Annotated in this window: 18 protein-coding genes; 12 read left to right on the forward strand and 6 right to left on the reverse strand. The window is 63.2% G+C overall.

What is annotated here, in order from left to right:
- Nucleotides 1-1,166: 1,166 nt before the first annotated feature.
- From bioA to bioB, 4 genes are read left to right on the forward strand one after another with little or no spacing between them, the layout of a single operon-like run.
- Nucleotides 1,167-2,528, forward strand: coding sequence for an adenosylmethionine--8-amino-7-oxononanoate transaminase (gene bioA, locus F759_RS0129795; protein ID WP_027803073.1), 1,362 nt, complete (start codon nt 1,167-1,169; stop codon nt 2,526-2,528).
- Complete coding sequence (bioF, locus tag F759_RS0129800; RefSeq protein WP_027803074.1) at nt 2,528-3,712, forward strand: 8-amino-7-oxononanoate synthase; 1,185 nt, start codon at nt 2,528-2,530, stop codon at nt 3,710-3,712. Before bioA ends, bioF begins: the two co-directional genes overlap by 1 nt.
- Entirely contained in the window at nt 3,709-4,437 is a 729-nt protein-coding gene (bioD, locus tag F759_RS0129805) for a dethiobiotin synthase (RefSeq protein WP_027803075.1), read from the forward strand. The genes bioF and bioD overlap by 4 nt, the downstream gene beginning before the upstream one ends.
- A 35-nt stretch (nt 4,438-4,472) precedes the next feature.
- Complete coding sequence (bioB, locus tag F759_RS0129810) at nt 4,473-5,579, forward strand: biotin synthase BioB (protein WP_027803076.1); 1,107 nt, start codon at nt 4,473-4,475, stop codon at nt 5,577-5,579.
- Between the two features lie 87 nt (nt 5,580-5,666).
- Here the strand turns inward: bioB and F759_RS0129815 are convergent, their stop codons facing one another.
- Both F759_RS0129815 and F759_RS0129820 read right to left on the reverse strand, forming a co-directional pair.
- The gene (locus F759_RS0129815; RefSeq protein WP_027803077.1) at nt 5,667-6,692 is read right to left on the reverse strand and encodes a sulfate ABC transporter substrate-binding protein; all 1,026 of its coding nucleotides are present in this window, start codon (nt 6,690-6,692) and stop codon (nt 5,667-5,669) included.
- A gap of 172 nt (nt 6,693-6,864) precedes the next feature.
- The gene (locus F759_RS0129820; RefSeq protein ID WP_027803078.1) at nt 6,865-7,467 is read right to left on the reverse strand and encodes an RBBP9/YdeN family alpha/beta hydrolase; all 603 of its coding nucleotides are present in this window, start codon (nt 7,465-7,467) and stop codon (nt 6,865-6,867) included.
- Nucleotides 7,468-7,823: 356 nt separating this feature from the next.
- Here F759_RS0129820 and F759_RS0129835 point away from each other — a divergent pair, with 356 nt between their 5' ends.
- From F759_RS0129835 to F759_RS0129860, 6 genes are all read left to right on the forward strand, one after another.
- On the forward strand, nt 7,824-8,765 hold the full coding sequence (locus F759_RS0129835; protein ID WP_027803079.1) for a 2-hydroxyacid dehydrogenase: 942 nt from the start codon (nt 7,824-7,826) through the stop codon (nt 8,763-8,765).
- A gap of 130 nt (nt 8,766-8,895) precedes the next feature.
- On the forward strand, nt 8,896-9,825 hold the full coding sequence (locus F759_RS0129840; protein ID WP_027803080.1) for a hydroxymethylglutaryl-CoA lyase: 930 nt from the start codon (nt 8,896-8,898) through the stop codon (nt 9,823-9,825).
- A 100-nt stretch (nt 9,826-9,925) separates the two neighbouring features.
- Nucleotides 9,926-10,447, forward strand: coding sequence for a YbaK/EbsC family protein (locus F759_RS0129845; RefSeq protein WP_027803081.1), 522 nt, complete (start codon nt 9,926-9,928; stop codon nt 10,445-10,447).
- A gap of 4 nt (nt 10,448-10,451) precedes the next feature.
- A complete protein-coding gene (locus tag F759_RS0129850) occupies nt 10,452-10,679 on the forward strand; it encodes a DUF1289 domain-containing protein (protein ID WP_027803082.1) in 228 nt (75 codons plus the stop codon).
- Entirely contained in the window at nt 10,676-11,131 is a 456-nt protein-coding gene (locus F759_RS0129855) for a MaoC family dehydratase (protein ID WP_027803083.1), read from the forward strand. The genes F759_RS0129850 and F759_RS0129855 overlap by 4 nt, the downstream gene beginning before the upstream one ends.
- Nucleotides 11,128-12,057, forward strand: a complete 930-nt coding sequence (locus F759_RS0129860) for an MBL fold metallo-hydrolase (RefSeq protein ID WP_027803084.1) — start codon at nt 11,128-11,130, stop codon at nt 12,055-12,057. The genes F759_RS0129855 and F759_RS0129860 overlap by 4 nt, the downstream gene beginning before the upstream one ends.
- 391 nt (nt 12,058-12,448) lie before the next feature.
- Here F759_RS0129860 and F759_RS0129865 read toward each other — a convergent pair whose 3' ends face one another.
- Complete coding sequence (locus F759_RS0129865) at nt 12,449-13,348, reverse strand: DMT family transporter (RefSeq protein WP_027803085.1); 900 nt, start codon at nt 13,346-13,348, stop codon at nt 12,449-12,451.
- Nucleotides 13,349-13,462: 114 nt separating this feature from the next.
- Between F759_RS0129865 and F759_RS0129870 the strand changes: the two genes are divergently transcribed.
- Nucleotides 13,463-13,933, forward strand: coding sequence for an Lrp/AsnC family transcriptional regulator (locus F759_RS0129870; protein WP_027803086.1), 471 nt, complete (start codon nt 13,463-13,465; stop codon nt 13,931-13,933).
- An 11-nt stretch (nt 13,934-13,944) separates the two neighbouring features.
- Here the strand turns inward: F759_RS0129870 and F759_RS0129875 are convergent, their stop codons facing one another.
- Nucleotides 13,945-14,835, reverse strand: coding sequence for an alpha/beta fold hydrolase (locus F759_RS0129875; protein ID WP_027803087.1), 891 nt, complete (start codon nt 14,833-14,835; stop codon nt 13,945-13,947).
- A 290-nt stretch (nt 14,836-15,125) separates the two neighbouring features.
- On the opposite strand from F759_RS0129875, the gene F759_RS0129880 reads away from it, so the two are divergent.
- A complete protein-coding gene (locus F759_RS0129880) occupies nt 15,126-16,085 on the forward strand; it encodes an NAD(P)H-dependent flavin oxidoreductase (RefSeq protein WP_027803088.1) in 960 nt (319 codons plus the stop codon).
- A gap of 135 nt (nt 16,086-16,220) precedes the next feature.
- Here the strand turns inward: F759_RS0129880 and icmF are convergent, their stop codons facing one another.
- Together icmF and F759_RS0129890 are read right to left on the reverse strand one after the other, a co-directional pair.
- Nucleotides 16,221-19,685: a fused isobutyryl-CoA mutase/GTPase IcmF gene (gene icmF, locus F759_RS0129885; RefSeq protein WP_027803089.1), complete on the reverse strand. Its 3,465-nt coding sequence runs from the start codon at nt 19,683-19,685 to the stop codon at nt 16,221-16,223.
- Between the two features lie 81 nt (nt 19,686-19,766).
- Entirely contained in the window at nt 19,767-20,702 is a 936-nt protein-coding gene (locus F759_RS0129890; protein WP_027803090.1) for a LysR family transcriptional regulator, read from the reverse strand.
- Nucleotides 20,703-20,798 lie beyond the last annotated feature (96 nt).

The following is a 20,798-nucleotide window of genomic DNA, read 5'->3' on the forward strand; positions in this document are numbered from 1 at the left end:
AGGGGTCGCGGACGGCGGATAGTGGTGGGGCTGGCGGGGGTGGCGCTTCTTCTGAGGAAGCGCGGCGGGCGGTTGCTAGTCGGGAATGAGGTTTGGTTTTTTGGTTTTTGGTTTTTTGGTTGTTGGTTTGGGGTGCTCCTGGCGCGTTGGCCTCTCCTTGATTTCGCAGTGGTCTATTGGTGTTGCCCCTGTGCGGGGCGGCACTTACTTTCTTTGCCGCCGCAAAGAAAGATAAGCAAAGAAAGCGGCTCACACCGCTAGCTCATAAGTGGGTCCCCTAGCCTGGAAGGGGCAGTGGTGCATCTGGAATCCGTTCCCCCGCACATTCCGCGTCAGTGACAAGGCAGTCATTCTTCCGGCGGCGCTGCGCGCGCCGAGCGGTACTTCTCAGAACCGCCAGCTCGGTGTTTTGCCCGTAGTATCTCTCATACCCCGCTTTCGTTTTCTTCGCCTTCGTTTCCTCCGTCATGCTTACCAATTCGCCAGCCATAGGTTGTCGCGTGTCGCGTGGCAGCTGTTTTCGCGGCGCTCATCGCTCTTCTACCCCTTGTTCTTCTACCACTCCCGCTAGCAGCGGACAGTCCGCACAGCCGCGGCGCAGGTCTCGTCGCCGTTGCGGTGTCTCGCCGATGCGGCGAGACACCGGCCTCCACAGTGCTAACGCACGTGTTTGATCCTGAATCGCACCTTTTGGCGAGCACGTACGGCGCAAGACGTATGACTGCCGTGTGATTGGGGCTGCGGCCGCGAGTCAATAGATCTCAGATTCACCACTGCACATCCAAGCCGAGCGGCCCGCTTATGAGTTGGCGGTTTGGGCCGCGTTCCTTGCTGACTTTCCTTGCGGCCGCAAAGAACTCCAAGCGCGGAAGACCACGTCCCCTCAATTCCCGTCCACTACCCCTAATACTTTGTCGTCGTCAACTCCGCCGATTAGCGATCTTCAGATCCAAACGCAAATCACCTGCCGCGAACCTCGCCGAACCCCACGGCCGTCATGAAAAAGCACCGCCGAAGGCATAGTGCAAAGCCCGAAATAAACCGCTAATCTCGACCCCGCACGCTAGCCGAGAGCCGCGCGCAAGCGCAGAACACCATCATGCGCCGCGCCCCAAAAACCATAAAAGGCCAAAACCGCAGCGGCAAAAAGCACCCTGGAGTACCTCTTGGAAAATTCAGCAACATCGTCAACATCGACTGAAGACTGGGTCGCCCGCAGCCTGCGCTCGGTCTGGCATCCCTGCACGCAGATGAAACATCACGAGCGCCTGCCGCTCGTGCCCGTCGCGCGCGGTCAAGGTGCGTGGCTTTATGACCGCGCCGGCCATCGCTATCTGGATGCGATCAGTTCATGGTGGGTGAATCTCTTCGGCCACGCGAACCCGCGCATCAACGCGGCGCTGAAGGATCAACTCGATACGCTCGAGCACGCCATGCTCGCCGGTTGCACACATGAACCCGCCATCCAACTCGCGGAGCGCCTCGGCGCGCTCACTCGTAACACGCTGGGCCACGCATTCTTCGCATCGGACGGCGCATCCGCCGTCGAAATCGCATTGAAGATGAGCTTCCACTCGTGGCGCAATCGCGGTTTCACCGACAAACAGGAATTCGTCTGCATTGCCAACAGTTATCACGGAGAGACCATCGGCGCGCTCGGCGTCACCGACGTCGCGCTGTTCAAAGACGCTTACGATCCGCTGATCCGCAATGCTCACGTCGTCGCGTCACCGGACGCTCGTCTCGCCGAACCCGGCGAAACGGCGGCGGACGTCGCGCATCGCGCGCTCAGCCACGTGCGCTCGCTCTTCGAAGCACGTGCCTCGAAAATCGCGGCGTTGATCGTGGAACCGCTCGTGCAATGCGCGGCCGGCATGGCGATGCACGACGCGTCGTATATCGCCGGCTTGCGCGCGCTGTGCGATCAGTACGGCGTGCATCTGATCGCCGATGAAATCGCCGTTGGCTGCGGACGCACAGGCACCTTCTTCGCGTGTGAACAGGCCGGCATCTGGCCGGACTTCCTGTGCCTGTCCAAAGGCATTAGCGGCGGTTATCTGCCGCTTTCCATCGTCCTCTCGCGCGATGAAATCTTCGACGCCTTCTACCACGACGACACCGCTCGCGGCTTCCTGCACTCGCATTCATACACCGGCAATCCGCTTGCGTGCCGCGCGGCGCTCGCCACGCTCGATCTGTTCGCGAGCGACAGCGTGCTCGCCGTCAACGCGCAAAAATCGGCAAAGCTGAAGGCCGCGCTTGCGCCGCTCGCGGAGCATCAACACGTGCGCAATCTGCGCCAGTGCGGCACGATTTTCGCCTTCGACGCAATCATCGAAAACGCCGCTCATGCCAAAACATTTTCGCGCCGCTTCTTCGAAAACGCGTTGCAGCGCGAGCTGCTGCTGCGCCCCATTTCGACCACGGTCTATCTGATGCCTCCATACATTCTCGACGACGACGAACTCGCACTGCTCGCCTCGCGCACTCGTGAAACGTTCGACGCAACGCTCGCGGAGGCCCGCTAATGCATCTCCTCGACAAGCTCTCGCAGGGGCTCAAGGAAATCGACGAACGCGGCTTGCGCCGTCGCCGCCGCACGGCCGACACGCCCTGCGCCGCGCATATGACGGTCGACGGCCGCGAGATCATCGGCTTTGCGAGCAATGACTATCTCGGGCTTGCCGCGCATCCGCAACTGATCGCGGCGATTGCCGAGGGCGCGCAACGCTACGGCGCGGGCAGCGGCGGCTCGCATCTGCTGGGCGGTCACTCCCGCGCGCACGCGCAACTCGAAGACGACCTCGCCGAATTCGTCGGCGGCTTCGTGGATACCCCGCGCGCGCTCTACTTCAGCACCGGCTACATGGCCAACCTCGCGACGCTCACAGCGCTCGCGGGCCGCGGCACTACACTCTTCTCCGATGCGCTGAACCACGCGTCGCTGATCGACGGCGCGCGTTTGTCACGAGCAGATGTGCAGATCTATCCGCACTGCGATATGGAAGCGCTGAGCGCGATGCTCGACGCGTCGGACGCGGACGTCAAAGCGATCGTCTCCGACACGGTGTTCAGCATGGACGGCGATATTGCGCCGCTGCGGCATTTGCTGGCGCTTGCAGAACAGCATGGCGCATGGCTGATCGTCGACGACGCGCACGGCTTCGGCGTGCTCGGCCCGCAAGGCCGCGGCACCGTTGCAGAAGCCGCGTTGCGCTCGCCGAACCTGATTTCGATCGGCACGCTCGGCAAAGCGGCGGGTGTGTCCGGCGCGTTCGTTGTTGCGCATGAGACGGTGATCGAATGGCTCGTGCAGCGCGCGCGTCCTTACATTTTCACCACGGCTTCGGTGCCCGCAGCCGCGCATGCGGTATCAGCGAGTCTGCGGATCATCGGCGGCGATGAAGGCGATGAGCGCCGCGCGCATCTTCGGCAACTAATCGATCGCACGCGCGCGATGCTCAGGAATACGCCGTGGATTCCGGTCGATTCGCACACCGCCGTGCAGCCGCTCGTGATCGGCGCGAACGAGGCTACGCTGAATATTGCGGCCTCGCTCGACCGCGCCGGTCTTTGGGTGCCCGCGATCCGTCCGCCGACGGTGCCCACCGGCACATCGCGCTTGCGGATTTCACTGTCGGCCGCGCATTCGCACGCGGATCTCGACCGGCTCGAAGCGGGCTTGCAACAAGCAGGAGCGCAAATCGGATGACTCGCATGAACCCTGCGCTGTCCCTGTTCGTTACCGGCACCGATACGGAAATCGGCAAGACGTTCGTTTCATCCGCACTGTTGCACGGCTTCGTCCGCGAGGGCCTGCGAGCCGCCGCGATGAAACCGATCGCCGCGGGCGCGTTCGTGTTGAACGGCGAACTGCACAACGAAGACGCAGATCAGCTCGACGCCGCGTCCAACGTGTTGCTGCCTCCCGCGATGCGCACGCCGTATCTACTGAAAGAGCCAGCGGCGCCGCATATCGCGGCGGCCTTGGAGAACGTGAGTTTCGATATCGATCATATCGTCGCTTGCCACGCGCAGGCGTTAAAGCGCGCGGACGTCGTCGTGGTGGAAGGCGTCGGCGGCTTTCGCGTGCCGCTGACGGCGACGCATGACACCGCCAATCTCGCCGTCGCGCTGAAGCTGCCGGTCGTGCTGGTGGTCGGCATGCGCCTCGGCTGCATCAGCCATGCGTTGCTGACTGCCGAAGCGATCGCCGCGCGCGGGCTTACGCTCGCCGGCTGGGTCGCGAATCGCGTCGATCCGGACATGACTTTCGCCGACGAAAACATCGCGTCAATCCGCGAGCATCTCGCGCGTGAACACGACGCGCCGTTGCTCGGCATCGTGCCGCATCTGAGCCCGGCCGCGCCGGAACTCGCCGCTGATCGGCTCGACATTAACCGGCTATTGCAGACGCTGCGTCACGCGCAGCACTGAATAAACCATCACATCCACTCATGAGGATTGAACACATGACGCAACTGAACATCACTCCAGCGCCTGCGGATACCGCCGCCCTCAACAACGCCAACGCCAATGCCAATGTCGATGCAGCAAGCAAGCAACTCGCGCGCTGGCGCGTAGCCGATATCGTCGCGCTGTATGAACTGCCGTTCAACGACTTGATGTTTCGCGCGCAGCAAACGCATCGCGAGCATTTCGATGCGAACACGGTGCAACTGTCGACGCTGCTGTCGATCAAGACGGGCGGCTGCGAAGAAGATTGCGCGTACTGCCCGCAGTCGGTGCATCACGATACGGGCCTGCAAGCCGACAAGCTGATGCCCGTCGACGAAGTACTTGCCGCCGCGAAGGTTGCCAGGGAAAACGGTGCGACGCGCTTCTGCATGGGCGCCGCGTGGCGCAATCCGAAAGACCGCCATCTCGAACCGATCAAGGACATGATTCGCGGCGTGAAGGCGATGGGCCTCGAAACCTGCGTGACGCTCGGCATGCTCGAAACGCACCAGGCGCAACAACTGCGCGAAGCCGGTCTCGACTACTACAACCACAATCTCGACACGTCGCCGGAGTTCTACGGCCAGATCATTTCGACGCGCACGTATCAGGATCGTCTGGATACGCTGGAACGTGTGCGCGATGCGGGCATCAACGTGTGCTGCGGCGGCATCGTCGGACTGGGCGAATCGCGCCGCGAACGTGCGGGCCTGATCGCGCAACTGGCGAACATGGACCCGTATCCGGAATCGGTGCCGATCAACAATCTGGTGCAAGTGGAAGGCACGCCGCTGACGGGCACTGAATCGATCGATCCGTTCGAATTCGTTCGCACGATCGCGATTGCACGAATCACGATGCCGCGCGCAATGGTGCGTCTGTCGGCGGGCCGCGAGCAGATGGACGAAGCGTTGCAAGCCATGTGCTTTCTCGCGGGCGCGAATTCGATCTTCTACGGCGATCAGCTGCTCACCACGAGCAACCCGCAAGCCGAGGCAGACCGCAAGCTGCTCGAACGTCTCGGCATTCGCGCCGAAGCCGCGCAGCAAATGCCGCTCGATAAGAGCGGCTGCGAGCACGGTTGCGAACACGAGCAATCCGCACACGCGGCGACGAACTAAGCGCATTTTCGGCGCGCTATAAAGCTATGCCATAGAAAAAGGCCGCTTCGAATTCGAAGCGGCCTTCGTCATTTCAAGCTGGAAAGATTACTTCCTGTCGACGATGATCTGATCGAATGTCCCGCCATCGGAGAAATGCGTTTGCTGCGCCTTCTGCCAACTGCCGAACATTTCCTCGACGGTGAAGGTCCTGATTGGCTTGAACTCCGCAGCGTGCTTCGCGAGCACGTTCTTGTCACGCGGACGCAGATGATGCTGCGCGATGATCTCCTGCGCGGCCGGCGACCATAGATAGTCGAGGTATGCCTGCGCCTCCTTGCGCGTGCCGCGCTTGTCGACCACCTTGTCGACGATCGAAACCGGCGGCGCCGCGAGCAGACTCACCGACGGATACACCGCCTCGAAATTGCCCGCGCCCACGCCCGTATTCATCAGCGCGACTTCGTTCTCGAACGTCACCAGCACATCGCCGATGCCGCGCTGCGTGAACGTGGTCGTCGCGCCGCGGCCGCCGGTATCGAGCACCGGCACATTCCTGAAGATCGCTTTTTCGAAGTCGAGCGCCTGCGTGTCGCTGCCGCCATGCTGCTTGCGATAACCCCACGCGGCCAGATACGTATAGCGTCCGTTGCCTGAAGTCTTCGGATTCGCGATCACCACTTGCACGCCGGGCTTCGCCAGATCGTCCCAGTCCTTGATGTGCTTTGGATTGCCCTTGCGCACGAGGAACACCATCGTCGTCGTGTACGGAGCGCTGTCGTCCGGCAGACGCGCACGCCAGTTCGCGGGCACCAGTTGGCCTTTTTCGGCGAGCAGGTCGATATCGTTCGGCTGGTTCATCGTCACCACGTCGGCCTGCAAGCCCTGCAATACCGACAGCGCCTGCGCGCTCGACGCGCCATGCGACTGGCGGATCGACACGCTCTCGCCGCTCTTCTGCTTATATGCGGCGACGAAGCCAGCATTGATGTCCTTGTACAACTCACGCGTCACGTCGTACGACACGTTCAGCAACGACGTGTCCGCGCGCGCCGCCGACATACCGCCAAGCGCAAGCGCGATCGCCGTGAAGCCGGCCGCCAGCCAGCGCGTTGTGCCCGTCCTGTCTGCCATGTTCTCCCCGCTATCGATGAAAAACCTGTGGCCGCCCGATTGCACAGCGTGAAGCGGGATTCTAGCGGATCGCCTGTGTGCGCCGCGCGGTTGTCGTCGCAGTTGCAAGCATCGAACCACGCACGAGTAGACGTCGAACAAACGTGCGCGGTGAGCGCGTGGAAGCCGCGCGTCAGACCAGCGCGTGCTGCCCGATCTCGAACGCTTCGTCGCGAAAGCGCAGCGGCGCTGCGCAGTGCACGAGCGTGTCGATGAGATACTTCGCTCTCGGCCACGGGCCGAATCCGGCCGCGGTATTGATATGCCCCGCGTCGCCCAGATTCACGAATGCGCTGCCAAAACGCTGCGCGAGCTGGCGCGAGCCGGCAAGCGGCATCCACGGATCGGTTTCACTGCCGATCAGAATGGACGGCACGCCAAGGCGCCGCGCCTCGAACGATCCGGCGAAGGCAAACTTTTGCGGGCTCGCAGGCGCGACGAAGAGCACGCCGACTACCTCGTTGCCATACGATGCCTGCTGCAACGCATGCGCGGTCGCAAGGCAACCGAAGCTGTGCGCGGCGAGCACAAAAGGCCCACGCTCGCGCGCGAGCAGTTCGCGCAGCGAGTTCGCCCAACCCGCGACGTCCGGCGCATCCCAGTCCGCCTGCTCGACACGCAACGAGCGCGCGAACTGGCGTTCCAGCCACGTTTGCCAATGTGCGCCCTCGCTGCCGTGCAGGCCCGGAACGGTCACGAGCCGCGGCGGCCACGGCGAGCTGGTGCATGAAAGCATGTCTGTGCCTCGCTACGGGAAACCGGGTAGTCATTGTCCCGCCGCGCGACGCGTGGACGAACCAAGTTTTTATGCTTTGTTTATGGGCGATGCGCGGGAATTGCCTGCGCCCGCACACAGGCAGCACAGCATGCGAAGCGCATCTCTGGCGACATGCGCAGGCGGCGCAACGCGCACGGTCGTGCGCAATCGCGCGGGATTGCCGGCGAAAAAGTAGAATGAAGCCTACCCATAAAAGGAGGAGCCCTCATGTCGTCAGCGTCGCGCGCCGCGCCGCAGCCGTCGAAAGCCTCGCAGTCGCCATGCCGCGCTTATTGCGCGAACCGGCGCGAGCGCGCATTTAACGACGAGGCCGCATGAAAATCCTCTTCTATATGCCGAACACCGAAGCCGCCGCATGGCTGCACGACTTCGCCCGCGCGTTGCCCGAAGCCGATCTGCGCGAANGGCAGCCCGGCGACACGGCACCCGCCGATTTCGCTGTCGTATGGCGCCCGCCGCGCGAGATGCTGGCCGGCCGCAGCGATCTGCGCGCAATCTTCAATCTCGGTGCGGGGGTCGATGCAATTCTCGCGCTCGAGCGCGAGCAACCCGGCACGCTGCCCCGCAACGCGCAGCTGATCCGCCTCGAAGACACCGGTATGGCGCCGCAAATGGCCGAGTATGTGACGCATGCGGTGCTGCGCTATCTGCGGCGCTTCGACGAATACGAGGCGCTGCAACGCGAGCGCCGCTGGCAAGTACTCGATCCGCATCCGCGCGAGACGTTCATGGTGGGTGTGCTTGGGCTCGGCGTGCTTGGCGCACACGTCGCGCAAACGGTCGCGGCGTTCGGCCTGCCAGTGCGCGGTTACAGCCGTAGCGCGCGGCATGTCGAAGGCATCACTACGTTTTCTGGCGAGGCGCAGTTCGACGCGTTTCTCGACGGCGTGAAGGTGCTCGTGAATCTGCTGCCGCATACGCCCGACACCGCGGACGTGCTGAGCGCGCGCACGTTTTCCAGACTGGAACGCGGCGCATATCTGATCAACGTTGCACGTGGCGCGCATCTCGTGGAAGCCGATCTGCTCGATGCGCTCGCCAGCGGCCAACTCGCGGCGGCCACGCTCGACGTGTTTCGCGAGGAGCCGTTGCCTGCGGATCATCCGTTCTGGGAGGAGCCGCGCATTACTATCACGCCGCACATGTCCGCGTTGACGTTGCGCGACGAAAGCGTCGCGCAGGTCGTGAACAAAATGGTCGCGCTACAGCGTGGAGAAAGGGTCGGCGGTGTGGTGGATATTGAACGCGGGTACTGACCAGCCGAACTACATTGAAGGAGCGCTCGCGCGCCAGCTTTGTATGGGACCAGCGTAAGTGCTTTGCATGGGGTGAGAGTAAGTGCTAAAGCGCTAACTCGGGTCGACTACTGTGTATGGGGAGACAATCATGGGCGTACCGCAGCAAGTGAAAATCGTCGAAGTCGGCCCGCGTGACGGCCTGCAAAACGAGAAGGAATTCGTGCCGACCGCCACCAAGATCGAGTTGATCAACCGGCTGTCGGCAGCGGGTTTCCGCAACGTCGAAGCGGCCTCGTTCGTGTCGCCCAAATGGGTGCCGCAGATGGCGGACGGCGCGGACGTGATGTCGGGCATCGAACGCCGTCCGGGCACCCTCTATTCGGTGCTCACGCCTAACCTGCGCGGCTTCGAAGGCGCGCTCGCCGCGAGCGCCGACGAGATCGTGATCTTCGGCGCCGCGAGCGAAGCGTTCTCGCAGAAGAACATCAATTGCAGCATCGCGGAAAGCATCGAACGGTTCGCGCCGGTCGCGCAGGCAGCGAAGCAACACGGCTTGCGCATTCGCGGCAGTGTGTCGTGCGCGCTGGGCTGTCCGTATCAAGGTGAGGTGCCGGTTGCGTCGGTGGTCGATGTGGTGCAACGCTTTGCGGCGCTCGGCTGCGACGAAATCGACATTGCCGATACGATCGGCGTCGGCACGCCGAAGCGCACGCGCGAAGTCTTCGAAGCAGTGACCCGCGTGTTTGCGCGCGAGCGTCTGTCCGGGCACTTTCACGACACGTACGGCCAGGCGCTCGCCAACATTTACGCGGCGTTGCAGGAGGGCATCGAGATCTATCACGCGTCGGTGGCGGGGCTCGGCGGTTGTCCATATGCGAAGGGCGCAACCGGCAACGTCGCGACAGAAGACGTGCTGTACCTGATGAACGGCCTCGGCATCGAGACGGGCATCGACCTCGCCCAAGTCGTGGCAATCGGCGATTTGATTTCCACGTCAATCGGCCGGCCGAACGTATCGCGCGCGGGCAAGGCGCTGCTCGCCAAGGCACGCAGCGAAGCGGCGGCCAACTGCGTGTGAGCCTGCATCGGTAAGCCTGCGTCGACGCAGCGCTGCAGACCATCGCCGGACGCACGAACAAACAGACAAACAAGCAGCCAGACAATCAGGACCTGAAACGATGACGGATCAAGCTTACGCCGACTCAGACGACTTCACCGCATTGCCGGACTCCGCGCGCCGCGTCGCACTGTTGCTGCGTGAACGCGGTCACAGTGGCCGAATCGTGATGCTGCCGGAAACCGGCAAGACTTCCGCTGAAGCGGCCGCTGGGCTCGGCTGCTCGGTCGCGCAAATCGCCAAGTCCATTCTGTTTCGCCGACGTGAAGACAACGCGCCGGTGCTGGTGGTTGCGAGCGGCGCGAATCGCGTCGACGAAAAGAAGGTGGCGGCGCAAGTCGGCGAGATTGGCCGCGCGGACGCAAAGTTCGTCCGTGAAAAAACGGGCTATGCGATTGGTGGCGTGTGCCCCGTCGGCCATGCGGTAGAACCGGTCACGCTGATCGATGAAGACCTGCTCGCGCTCGACAACCTGTGGGCGGCCGCCGGTCATCCGCATGCCGTGTTCAATCTGACCGCGCAGGAACTGATTGCACTGACAGGTGCGCCGGTGGCCGACGTGGCGCTGCGCGAGACGGCCTGACGCAATGACAGCGGGAATCGACAAGGCAGCCGAAGCCGGCAGCGTGCCGTCACCATGCATTAACGTGTGCCGGATGGATGCGTCGAGCGGCTTGTGCGAAGGGTGCCTACGCACCATCGACGAAATCGCCGGCTGGTCGCTCTACGACGACCACGAGAAGCGCGCGGTGTGGGACGCACTCAAGGCGCGTCGCGCCCGGTTGATCGCAAGCCAGGCGAAGGTGCAGCGATGAACGCGCCGCCGCGCATTGTCACCATCGGCGAGACGTTTAGCTCGACACTTACTTTGTCGGCGGATTCCGTCAAGACGTTCGCAACGCTCGTCAACGATCTGAACCCGCTGCATCACGACGAAACGTATGCCGCGCAAAGCCGCTTCGGCGGTCTGATTGCGTCCGGCACGCAACCCACCGCGCATTTCATGGCGCTGCTCGCGACGCATTTTTCCACTTACGCGCAGCCGCTCGGACTCGAGTTCGATATCAAGCTGAAAAGGGCCGCCCACGCGGGGGACACACTCGCCATGACCTGGCGCGTGCGCGACGCTTACTGGAAGCCGAGCCTGAACGGCGACCTGACGCACCTGGACGGCACGGTCAAGAATCAGCGCGGCGAAGTCGCTGTGGTCGGCACCTCCACCATCCTCGTGATGCCGAAACCCGAAGCATCGGTCGACACGCTATGAACGCATTGCCGCCATCGATCCGTGTCTTCGAACGCGGCTGGCTTTCGTCGAACAACGTGCTGCTGGTCGACGACGACTGCGCGGCGATTGTCGATACCGGTTACGCGACGCATGCGCACCAAACGCTAGCGCTCGTACACCAGGCGCTCGGCGAGCGGCCGCTCGATCTGATCGTCAACACGCATCTGCATTCGGACCATTGCGGCGGCAATGCGCTGTTGCAATCGGCGTGGCCGTGCCGCACTCTCATTCCCGCTTCCGAAGCCGGCGCCGTGCGCGAGTGGGACGAAGCGCGTCTGACTTTCCGCGCGACGGGGCAGACCTGTGAGCGCTTCGGCTTCACAGGCACAATCGCGCCGGGGGCGACGCTGCGGCTCGGCGCACTCGACTGGCAGGTGCTCGGCGCGCCCGGTCACGATCCACACTCGCTGATGCTCTACTGCGCGGACGAACGCGTGCTGGTCAGCGCCGACGCACTATGGGAAAACGGCTTCGGCGTGATCTTTCCGGAGCTCGAAGGCGAAAGCGGCTTCGCGGAGGAACAGGCCGTGCTCGAAGCGATTGCCGCGCTCGACGTGCGCGTCGTGATCCCCGGCCATGGCGCACCCTTCACGAATGTTGGCGAGGCGCTCGAACGGGCGTTCTCGCGTGTCGCGTGGCTGCGCGCCGATCCGGCGCGCAATGCGAAAAACGCGCTGAAGGTGCTGATAGTTTTCAAACTGCTCGAAGTTCGCGCGATGAGCTTTGCAACGCTGCTGCAAATGCTCGACGACGCGGCAGTCATGCGTGCGGCGGCTTCCATGCTGAAGCCGCGCAGCGAATGGGCCTGCCTCATTAAAGCGATTGTGGACGAACTGGCCGGTGCAAACGGGCCACTCGCGGTGGAAGGCGAGCAGATCGTCGCGCGCGCGGCGCAACCGGCCTGAGCGATAGCACGCGCAGCCGCCGCGCTGCTTGAATCAATCCCCGGCGAGAACTGCGCGTCTACGTATGCGCGTTGGCGATTGCGCCCGCTCGCAGCCGGCGAGCAAAACCGCCGCCCCAAAAAGAAAGCCGCTCGACCTCTAAAGGCGAGCGGCGGAAATTCTGTCGGACGTGATCAGCGTCTGCCCGAATAATACGCGCGCGCGATTTTTGACCGCATCAGTGATTTCCCTACAGATGCTTGACGGCGGCTGTGAACCCGCATACGCCAGCGCACCAACTTCAGGCGTCACAAACCCGCAGCGATTAGTCGGCTGATATGAATAAACGCGTGCACAGCTCGTCTGCAATCCGTAGTATTGCGGCTCACCGCTTGTGATAAAAGCGCGGCGTTCAAGCCGACCGCACGCGCCTTTGCGGCACGATCCGCCAGCCGAGATTGACGCCGGCAGCGGCAACCAGAATCAGCACCGCACCCAGCACCTGAATCCACGCGAGCGTCTGCCCGAACGCAATTCGGTCGACAATGATCGCCACCACCGGATAGATGAACGACAGCGCACCGGTCATGGTGGTCGGCAGCTTCTGGATCGCCCCGTACAGCAGCACATACATGAGGCCCGTGTTCACAACGCCCAGCACGATCAGTTCGAGCCATTGCACGCCCGTGGCGGGCAGCGCGTCGAAGCGCACGAGCGGCGCGAGCATGACGACGCCGAGCAACACCTGGATGAGCGCGATCAGATGCGGCGGCGTGCCCTTCAAGCGCTTCGTGATGATCGAAGAGATCGCGTACATCGCCGCCGCGCCCACCGCATACGCGATACCTGCGAGATATTGTCCGGGCACCGCCAGCACCGCCGGTTCGACCTTCACGACGAACACGAGGCCGACGAATGCGATCAGCAGCCAGACTATCGTCGACGCGCTAATGCGCTCGCGAAACACCAGCGCGCCAAGCGCCACCAGCATGAACGGCTGCGTGTTGTAGACGGCCGTCGCCATCGAGATCGACGCGCGCGAGTAGGCAGCGAACAGCAGCACCCAGTTGGCGACGATTGCCGCGCCGCCCAGCAGCGCGAGGCCAAGCATCTTCCATGAGAACAGCTTGCGCCTGAAAAGACCGAGCACGGCGCATACGAGCGCGAGCGTCGCGCCGCCGAAAATACAGCGAAAGAACACCACATTGAAGGGGCTTTGCTGCGACGACACCACCAGCCAGCCGATAGTGCCCGACATCAGCATCGCGATGGTCATCTCCGCCGCGCCGCGCCGGATTTCGTTTGAAGCCATGATCCGATCCTCGAATTGATTCCTGCATGCGAAGCAGTGTAATTAATCCGGTCGCGCGAATACATGGCTAGACTTAAGCGTTATTGCAATCGAACCTAATAATCGAAGGCCGTCATGACCAAACGCCTTGCCCCATCAGCGCCTGCTTCTCTCGATGAAATCGACCGCGCGCTGCTCGCAGCGCTCGCCGAGGACGCGCGCCGCCCGGTAAGCGAACTCGCGCGCCAGGTTGGACTCTCCGCACCGAGCACGGCCGAGCGCATACGGCGGCTCGAAGCGCAGGGCGTGATCGAGCGCTTCACGGTGCAAGTCGATCCGCGCGCGCTCGGCTTCACGCTGCAAGCCATCGTGCGTGTGAAGCCCTTGCCCGGACAGTTGCATCTGGTGGAAGAAGTGATCCGGCGAATTCCGGAGTTTGTCGAATGCGACAAAGTGACGGGCGACGATTGCTTCATCTGCCGCCTCTATCTGCATTCCATCGAGCAGCTCGACGAGATTCTGTCGAAGGTAGCCGAGCGCGCGGAGACCAGCAGCGCGATCGTCAAGTCGACGCCGGTCGCGCGCCGTCTGCCGCCGCTCGGTTAAGCGCTCGACGCTTACCGCTCGACCGCTTCGAAGAAGGACAGCATTTCGGCAACCAGTTCGTCCGGCGCTTCTTCCGGTATGTAGTGGCCGCAAGACAGCGAACGGCCGCTTACGTCGCGTGCGACGTGACGCCATTCGCCCAGCGCGTCCAAGCACTTTTCGATCACGCCTTTGTCGCCCCACAACACGCGCAATGGGCAAGCAATCTTCTGTCCGCGCTCGATGTCCGCGCGGTCGTGTTCAAGGTCGATGCTTGCCGACGCGCGGTAGTCCTCGCACATTGCGTGCACGGCACCCGGTTGCGCGAGCGCCGAGCGATAGGCGTCGAGTGCGGCCGGTTCGAACGGCGCGAGACCTGCATGACGGCCGCCCATCACCGCATCCACATAAGCAGCCGGATTCGCGCCGATCAGCGTTTCGGGCAGCGGCTGCGGCTGGATCAGGAAGAACCAGTGGAAGTAATGCGTGGCGAACGTGCGGTCGGTGGCTTCGTACATAGCGAGCGTCGGCGCAATGTCGAGCAGCATCAAACGCTCGACGGCGTCTGCATGATCGAGCGCCATGCGATGCGCAACGCGCGCACCGCGGTCGTGCGCGCAGACGAGAAAGCGCTCGAACCCGAAGTGGCGCATCAGGGCGACCTGATCGGCGGCCATCGTGCGTTTCGAATACGGCGCATGCGTCGCGTCGCTCTGCGGTTTTCCTGACGCGCCGTAGCCGCGAAGATCCGTGGCGATGACTGTGAAGTGCTGAGCCAGCCGGTCTGCGCAGCGCGCCCAGATCAGATGCGATTGCGGATGACCATGCAGCAACAGAAGTGGCGGCCCCGCTCCGCCCTTCGTTCCGAAGATATCCGCATCGCCCGCGGCGACGCGAAAGGGCGTGAAATTCTCGAAGGCCATGACCGGGTCTCTTGTCGTTTGAAGTCAGTGCATTGTAAGAGCCCAATATGTCCGCACGAGGTGGGATTGCCCACGCACGCGTAGAAGCTGAACACTCCTTCCAACCGTTCTAAACGAAGCGGCGAACGCGGGGCATCCGCTTCGCCTATAATCGAACGACCGTTCTTAAACACTTAAACGGCTATGTGAGCGGGCTGTCAGCTTCAACGCGGCGCGCGCCGCATGCCGCTAAACTCATCAATAGCCGGGCGCTTTGCGCGCACCGGTCCGTCAACCAGGAGACCCGCACTATGGCATTGCCCGCCGTTCTGCAAAATCTGGCGCTGCCTGTCGTCGCCTCGCCGATGTTCATCGTCAGCTATCCCGAGCTGGTGCTCGCGCAGTGCAAAGCCGGGATCGTCGGATCGTTTCCCGCGTTGAATGCGCGCCCCGCAGAACTGCTCGACGAATGGCTCACGCAGATCGAGGCGCAGCTCGCCGAACATAGCGCGGCGAATCCCGATGCAATCGTCGGACCGGTTGCGGTCAATCAGATCGTCCATCAATCGAATGCGCGGCTCGAACATGACGTGCGCGTGTGCGTCGAGCACAAGGTGCCGATCTTCATTACGAGCCTGCGCGCGCCGGCGCGCGAGATCGTCGATGCAGTGCATAGCTACGGCGGCATCGTGCTGCATGACGTGATCAATCTGCGGCACGCGCAGAAAGCGCTCGAAGCGGGCGTCGACGGGTTGATCCTCGTCGCATCGGGCGCCGGCGGCCACGCGGGCACGACTTCGCCGTTCGCGCTGGTGGGCGAAGTGCGGCGCATTTTCGATGGGCCAATCGTATTGTCGGGCTCGATTGCGAACGGCGGCTCGATTCTCGCCGCGCAAGCGATGGGCGCGGACCTCGCTTACATGGGCACGCGCTTCATCGCCACCAAAGAAGCCCACGCGGTCGATAGCTACAAGCAGGCCATCGTCAATTCCACCGCGTCGGACATCATCTACACGAACCTGTTCACGGGCGTGCACGGCAATTACATTCGCGAGAGCATCGTCAACGCCGGCCTCGACCCGGACGCGCTGCCCGAGTCGGACAAGACCAGGATGAATTTCGCGAGCGACAAGGCAAAGGCGTGGAAAGACATCTGGGGCGCGGGCCAAGGCGTCGGCCTGATGGACGACGTGCCGAGCGTGAGCGAACTGGTTGAGCGTCTGTCGAAGGAGTACCGCGACGCAAAGGCGCGTCTGGGGATCGGGCGCTGAGAGTGGCGCTGGCGGTCAATACGCTGTCGGCTGGCGTGGGGCGACTGCCATCGACCCACGCTGCCTGAGACGCGCCGCGGGATCAGTCGTTGCAGTGACCCGCGGCTCACCCAATAACCAGAGCGCCGCACCAAGCTACATATTCCGCCGATACTGCCCGCCCACTTCGAAGAGCGCGTGCGTGATCTGCCCGAGCGAGCACACGCGCACCACATCCATCAGCACGGCAAAAACGTTTTCATCGTCGATCACCGCGCGCTTCAGACGATCCAGCGCGGCAGGCGCGGCGTCGCGATGCCGCGCCTGGAAATCGCGTAGACGTTTTAACTGGCTTTGCTTTTCTTCTTCGGTGGAACGCGCGAGCGCAATCGGCGGCGGCGCTTCATGCGGATGCGCGCTCACGAACGTGTTCACGCCGACAATCGGATACGAGCCGTCATGCTTGCGATGCTCGTACAGCATCGACTCGTCCTGGATGCGCCCGCGCTGATAACCCGTCTCCATTGCGCCCAGCACACCGCCGCGCTCGGTCAGCCGGTCGAACTCGGCGAGTACTGCTTCTTCGACGAGATCGGTCAGTTCCTCGATTACGAAGCTGCCCTGATTCGGATTCTGATTCTTCGCGAGCCCCCATTCGCGGTTGATGATCAACTGAATCGCGACCGCGCGGCGGACCGACTCCTCGGTTGGCGTGGTGATCGCTTCGTCGAACGCATTCGTGTGCAGCGAGTTGCAGTTGTCGTAGATCGCGATCAGCGCCTGGAGCGTCGTGCGGATATCGTTGAAGTCGATCTCCTGCGCGTGCAGGCTGCGGCCCGAGGTCTGCACGTGATACTTGAGCTTCTGGCTGCGTTCGTTCGCGCCATAGCGCTCGCGCATCGCAATGGCCCACACGCGCCGCGCGACTCGGCCGAGCACCGTGTATTCCGGGTCCATGCCGTTTGAAAAGAAGAACGACAGGTTCGGCGCGAAGTCGTCAATCGACATGCCGCGCGCCAGATACGCCTCGACATAGGTGAAGCCGTTCGCGAGCGTATAGGCGAGTTGCGAGATCGGATTCGCGCCGGCCTCGGCGATGTGGTAGCCGGAGATCGACACCGAATAGAAATTACGCACCCCGTGTTCGACAAAATACGCCTGAATATCGCCCATCACTTTCAGGCTAAACTCGGTCGAAAAAATGCAGGTGTTCTGCCCTTGGTCTTCTTTCAGGATGTCGGCCTGCACTGTGCCGCGCACATTCTCCAACGCCGCGCGTCGCGTCGCGGCGAGCTCGTCTTCGGTCAGCGCGCGGCTCAGTTGCTGCGCGTGGCGCGCGATCTGCTGATCGATCGCAACGTTGAAGAACATCGCGAGTAGGGTCGGCGCTGGGCCGTTGATCGTCATCGACACTGATGTTTCCGGCGCGCACAGATCGAAGCCGTCGTAGAGCGCGTGCATGTCGTCGAGCGTCGCAACCGACACACCGGAGTTGCCCACCTTGCCGTAGATGTCCGGGCGTTCGTGCGGCTCTTCGCCGTAAAGCGTGACGGAGTCGAACGCGGTCGAAAGACGCTTGGCCGGCATGCCCTCGGACAGCAGTTTGAAACGCCGGTTGGTGCGCGACGGATCGCCTTCGCCAGCGAACATTCGCGTCGGGTCTTCGTTCTCGCGACGGAATTGGAACACGCCTGACGTAAATGGAAAATAGCCCGGCAGATTGTCGAGCATCAGCCAGCGCAGAATTTCGCCGTGGTCGACGAATTTCGGCAACGCGACTTTGCGAATCCGCGTACCGGACAAAGTCGTGACCGTGAGCGCCGTGCGAAGCTCGCGGTCGCGAATGCGGACCACATGGTCATCGCCCGAATAGGCGGCGACGGTTTGCGGCCACGCTTCGAGCAGTTTGCGCTCGTGCTCGCCGAGTGCGGCGCTGCGTTGCTCGATGAGCGCATCGAGCGCATCGAGCGAGGATTGGGCATCGTGCGAGTCTGCGTTCGCTTGCGCGAGCATGCGGCGGGCTTCGGCGAGTTGCCAGCGCTCGCGCGCAATACCCGCTTGCTGCTCGGCCCGCTCGCGGTAAGCGTGGATGGTCTGCGCGATCTCCGCGAGATAGCGCACGCGCGCGGGCGGCACGATCGCATGACGGCCGCTCGAGAAGCGTAAGTTGGCGGGCACGGACAAACGGCCGCCGCCTGAGCGCAAACCGTGCTTACGGAGCGCTTCGGCGATGTGTTCGTAGAGCGCGGTCACGCCGTCGTCATTGAAGCGCGAAGCGATCGTGCCGAATACGGGCATCGCATCGGGCGACTTCGCGAACTCGCCGCGGTTGCGCTGCACCTGCTTGGCGACATCGCGCAACGCATCGGCCGCGCCTTTGCGGTCAAACTTGTTGATTGCGACGACGTCCGCGAAGTCGAGCATGTCGATCTTCTCCAACTGGCTCGCCGCGCCGAACTCAGGCGTCATCACATACAGCGATTCGTCGACGAACGGCACGATTGCCGCATCGCCCTGACCGATGCCGGACGTCTCGACGACGATCAGGTCGAAGCCGGCCGCCTTGCAAAGCATCAGCGCGTCGGGCAGCGCGTCGGAGATTTCGCTCGACGCCTCGCGCGTCGCCATCGAACGCATATAGACGCGCGCACCGCCGCCCCAGTCGCCGATCGCGTTCATGCGGATACGATCGCCGAGCAGCGCGCCTCCCGATTTGCGGCGCGATGGGTCGATGGCGAGCACGACGATGGTCAGCGCGTCGCCGTAATCGAGCCGGAAGCGGCGGATCAGTTCGTCGGTCAGCGACGATTTGCCTGCGCCGCCAGTGCCGGTAATGCCGAGCACGGGAACCTGCACTGCCTGCGCCAGAACGGAAAGCTCGTCACGCCGCGACGACGCGACGCCGCCCGCCTCGAAGGCGCTGATCAGTTGAGCGAGCCGGCGGAATACGAGCGAGGTTGCGTCGTGCGGATTCAAATTGCTGCTTTCGCGCGCATGGTTTTGCGCATTGCCGGGCTCTTCGCCGATGAAGGAGCCAGTGTCGATGCCCACACCCGCGCTCTGCCGCGCCGCCAGGTGCCCGCGCGATAACGGTTGCGCGATGAGGCCCGCAATCCATTCATGGACCGCGCCGGCGCGCGTTGCGGCGCTCTCGCGCGCCACCGTCGCACAGCGCGCGATCATGTCGTCGATCATGCCTTGCAGGCCAAGCCGCTGACCGTCGTGCGGCGAATAGATTTTCTCGACGCCATAGTTTTCCAGTTCGACGACTTCGTCGGGAACGATCACCCCGCCGCCGCCGCCGAACACCTTGATGCGCTCGCCGCCGCGCGCGCGCAGCAGATCGACCAGGTAGCGGAAGTATTCGTTATGGCCGCCCTGGTAGCTCGACACCGCGACGCCGTCTGCGTCCTCCTGAAGCGCGGCGGTCGCGACTTCATCAACGGAACGGTTGTGGCCTAGATGGATGACCTCGACGCCGCTCGCTTGCAGGATGCGGCGCATGATGTTGATCGATGCATCGTGGCCGTCGAACAGGGCCGCAGCGGTGACGAAGCGCAAGCGCCGGCCCGCGGGCAGCTCGTGGCTGGCGGCGCGTTGTGGCGTGGACAGGTCGGTCATGTCTCCCCCAGATCGTTACGCTGTTCGCGTGTATGGGTGCTGCCAACCAGTATAGCGAAACGGGTCGCGGCGGCCTGGCGGCTAACGCACGGCCAGCGCCTTGATCTGTTCGAGCGACGGCCACAGCGATTCGTTCGCGAACCGGTCGGCGAGGAAGTCCACGAACGAACGCACTTTCGCCGACAGATGGCGCCGGCTCGCGTACACCACATGAATCGGCAGCTCGCGCGGCGGCACTTCATCGACGAGCACCGGCACGAGACGCCCCTCGGCCAGATCGGCGCCGATCACCTCGGTGCCGAGCAGCGCGATGCCCGCGCCATGCAGCACCATTACGCGTTGCGCCTCGAGATGATTGACGATCAGATTGCCCGACAGCCGCACGCGCGCGGCTTCACCCGTGGCTTGCAGGACGTCGATGGCCGACACGCCCGTGTATTGCAAAAAGTTGTGGCGCGCGAGATCGGCAGCCGTCTTCGGAGTGCCGCGCCGGCGCAAATAGTCCGGCGACGCGCACAGCAGCAGATGCGCCATTGCGATCTGCCGTGCGATCAGCGACGACGACTTGAGCCCGCTCGGGGAAGCGCGGATCGCAACGTCGAAGCCTTCGTCGATCAGCTCGACCACGCGGTCCGACAACGTGATGTCGACGGTAACTTGCGGATACTGCGCCGCGTAGTCGGCGACCGCGGCCATCACGTGACTCAGCCCGAATGCCGATAGCGACGACACTCGCAAGCGCCCTTGCGGCACGACGCTGGCCGCGCCGACAACCTGCTCTGCTTCTTCGAGCTCGGTGAGCACCTGGCTCAGGCGCTCGTAGTATTCGCGGCCCGCTTCGGTCGGCGCAACACGGCGCGTCGTGCGGTTCAGCAAGCGCGCGCCGAGTTGTTGTTCGAGATGCATGACATGCTTGCTCGCCATCGCCGCCGACATTTCCATCCGTTCAGCCGCGCCGACGAAGCTGCCTACTTCGACCACCTGGCGGAACACTTTCATGCTGACGAGGGTGTCCATCCGAATCGCTCGCTCGAGGAATTAATCGGCGTCATTTTGCACGGTTTATCAAGAGCCGGTGGGGAAAGGCTCTGGCCGAATGCTCAGAAAAGACAA

Source organism: Paraburkholderia dilworthii, assembly GCF_000472525.1.
GTDB classification, from domain to species: domain Bacteria; phylum Pseudomonadota; class Gammaproteobacteria; order Burkholderiales; family Burkholderiaceae; genus Paraburkholderia; species Paraburkholderia dilworthii.